At 76.0% G+C, this 2,179-nt stretch carries 3 protein-coding genes and 1 pseudogene; 2 read left to right on the top strand and 2 right to left on the bottom strand.

Annotation, left to right across the window (positions count from 1 at the left end; translation table 11 throughout):
- A pseudogene (locus ACFV0Q_RS40955) lies at positions 1-557 on the top strand (hypothetical protein); the annotation flags it as partial.
- A gap of 36 nt (positions 558-593) precedes the next feature.
- The gene (locus tag ACFV0Q_RS40950; RefSeq protein ID WP_385013123.1) at positions 594-1,439 is read left to right on the top strand and encodes an MOSC domain-containing protein; all 846 of its coding nucleotides are present in this window, start codon (positions 594-596) and stop codon (positions 1,437-1,439) included.
- 18 nt (positions 1,440-1,457) lie between these two features.
- Here the strand turns inward: ACFV0Q_RS40950 and ACFV0Q_RS40945 are convergent, their stop codons facing one another.
- Positions 1,458-1,724 carry a proprotein convertase P-domain-containing protein gene (locus ACFV0Q_RS40945; protein WP_385013121.1) on the bottom strand — a complete coding sequence of 89 codons (267 nt, stop codon included), beginning with the start codon at positions 1,722-1,724 and terminating at the stop codon, positions 1,458-1,460.
- A gap of 5 nt (positions 1,725-1,729) precedes the next feature.
- A partial coding sequence (locus ACFV0Q_RS40940) for a protease inhibitor I9 family protein (protein ID WP_385013119.1) occupies positions 1,730-2,179 on the bottom strand: 450 nt, incomplete at its 5' end.

Genomic DNA, 2,179 nt, shown 5'->3' with positions numbered 1-2,179 from the left:
GGACCCGAGCGGCCGTCACCCCCGCCGCCGGAGCCCCGGCCCGCGCCCCCGAGGAGCGCCGCGCCCCCGTCGGGGCCACCGTGAACCGGCTCACCCTGGTCACCGTGCCGCCCTCGCCGGCCGCCCTGCTCGGCATGAGCGGCGCCGCGCGGACCCTGGTCCACCACCACCGCGTCCTCGGCCCGGGCGGCGAGACGCTCCAGCACGCCGTGACGTACCTCTGCCCGCGCACCGTCGCCCGGACCCCGGAACTGGCCCCGTACCTCGACCGGTCGGCCGCCGCCCGCGCCGAGGACCTGCGGCCGCTGCACCGCTGGCTGGAGCGGGCCGCCGTCCGGGGCCGGACCTCCGAGACCATCACCATGACCCGCACCAGCCACCCGGCGGCCCCCTCCCCGGCCTGCGGCCTCTCCGTACGCCGCCTCGTGCACGACACCTCCGGCCGCCCGGTCGCCGTCACGGACCTGGCCTTCCCCACCTGGGACCGCCTCACCTTCGACCGCCGTCCCCAGGCCGCCGGGTTCCTCGTGAGCCGGGCGCGTGAGCCGGGCAGGTGAAGGACCGCCGAAGGGGCGGGATCGCATAATCGGTCCATGGGAACAGTGGCGGCATTGCGCCGGTATCCGGTGAAGTCCATGCTCGGCGAGGCGCTGACAGCCGTGAAGGTCACGGAGGAAGGGCTGTCCGGAGACCGGAAGTTCGCGGTGCTCGACGAGGCGGGTGCGGTCGGCAGTGCCAAGCACCCGCGCAAGTGGGAGCCGCTGCTGAGCTGCCGGAGCCGGCTGACCGCCCCCGGAACGGCCCGGGTGGAGCTGCCGGACGGCACCGCCCTGCCCGCCGGGGCCCCGGAGCTGGACGAGCGGCTGTCCGGACTGCTGGGCCGCCGGGTCTCCGTCTCGGACAAGTCGCCGGAGCACGGCACCCTGGAGCGCGCCGTTCCCGCGTATGACGGCGGCGTCCCGGACGTCCTGCGCGCCGGGGCGTCCGTGGACGGGGCCGGAGACGCCGTCACCACGGGGCGGGTCGCCCCCGGCACCTTCTTCGACCACGGCACCGTCCACCTCGTCACCACGGCGAGCCTGCGCCACCTGCGCCGGGCGTACCCCGCGGGCGACTTCGACCCGCGGCGCTTCCGGCCGAACCTGGTGGTCGACGTCCCCGGCGGGCCCGGGTTCCCCGAGGACGCCTGGCCGGGCTCGACGCTGCGGATCGGCGAGGCCCTGTTCCGGGTCACGCTGCCCACGCCCCGCTGCGTGGTCCCGACCCTGAGCCATGGCGAACTCCCCGCCGATCCGGGCATCATGCGCGCGGTGGCCCGCGAGCACCGGGTGCCCGTCCTCGGGCTCGGCCGGCTGTCCTGTCTCGGCGTGTACCTGGACGTACTGGAGCCCGGCGCCGTGCGGACGGGCGACGCGGTGACCAGGGGCGGGTGCGGGTAGCGGGTAGCGGGTAGCGGGTCAGAACCGGAGGGACCAGGCGTCGAGGCGGCCCGTGTTCCCGGCTCGGGCGTCGAACACGCGCAGGCGCCAGACGCCGTTCGCGACGTGTCCGGAGGCCTTGACCGCGTAGACCACGTGGAAGTCCGTCACGGCCCAGCCCTCCCATTCGTCCTTGACGGGGATCACGGCGCCGTCCGGTGCGATCACGTCGATCCGCAGGTCCCCGGAGTCGGGATGCCTGATGTCGATCTCGACGTCCAGGTCGGCCGGGGCGTTCCCGGACACCCCGCTCACGGTGACGGGGGACAGGGCCGTGCCAGGCCCCAGGACGGCGGGGCCGGCTGGACGGCGTCGAGCCGCAGGGTCCGGTTCTGGGCCACTTCGGCGACGGCCGGATCGGCGGCGAGCCGTCTCGCCTGGCGCGGCGACAGTTCGGCGGAGTACCCGTTGAGGGCCGAGTCGAAGGTGCGGCGGATCTTTCCGCCGAGGCGTTCGACGACCGACCGGCCCTCGGCCGTACGGGAGGTCGCGCGGGCGGGCTCGAGGAGGACGAGGTAGCTGCCGGCGACGGCGTGGGGTGCCCCGGCGTAGCGGACGGTGCCCTCGGGCGGTGCGGCGGCCGCGGCCGTCGAAGCGTTGCCGAGAGAGACGGCGGCGGCCAGCGCAGGGCCGCCGCATACCGCCGCCGGGCTAACGGGCGTCTCTTCGCGGTGGTGGTCACGGCAGCCACCGCCGGGCTC

Origin of the sequence: Streptomyces sp. NPDC059564 (assembly GCF_042735575.1) — a bacterium.
Taxonomy (GTDB): Bacteria; Actinomycetota; Actinomycetes; order Streptomycetales; family Streptomycetaceae; genus Streptomyces.
The sequence above is the reverse complement of the archived record's forward strand: the minus strand, read 5'-3'. Positions and strand labels throughout refer to the sequence as shown.